The organism is Desulfobacter latus, assembly GCF_013389365.1.
In the GTDB taxonomy this organism is placed as follows: Bacteria; Desulfobacterota; Desulfobacteria; order Desulfobacterales; family Desulfobacteraceae; genus Desulfobacter; species Desulfobacter latus.
Genome location: NZ_JACADJ010000225.1, coordinates 1 through 279, shown reverse-complemented (window position 1 = coordinate 279; position 279 = coordinate 1). Strand labels below are relative to the sequence as shown.

The following is a 279-nucleotide window of genomic DNA, read 5'->3' as shown; positions in this document are numbered from 1 at the left end:
CGGGAAAAGAATGAATTATCATGGAAACAAATAAAGGATATCGCAGAGAAAGCGATTTCCGAAGAGGCAGGGAGGTATGTCATGACATTAGCAGAGAGAACTAAGAATGAAGGCAGGTTGGAAGGCAAACTGGAAGGCAAACTGGAAGGCAAACTGGAAGGCAAACTGGAAGGTCTCAAAGAAGGCATCGAACTGGGCATCACGCTTAAATTTCCTGGAGATATTGACACAGTAATGGCCAAGGTGAACAAAATTGATGACCTGGGTACACTGAAAGAA

Annotated in this window: 1 pseudogene; it reads left to right on the top strand. The window is 43.7% G+C overall.

Annotated features, from left to right (window positions below):
* Positions 1 to 81 precede the first annotated feature (81 nt).
* Positions 82 to 279: pseudogene (locus HXW94_RS19085) on the top strand (Rpn family recombination-promoting nuclease/putative transposase); the annotation flags it as partial.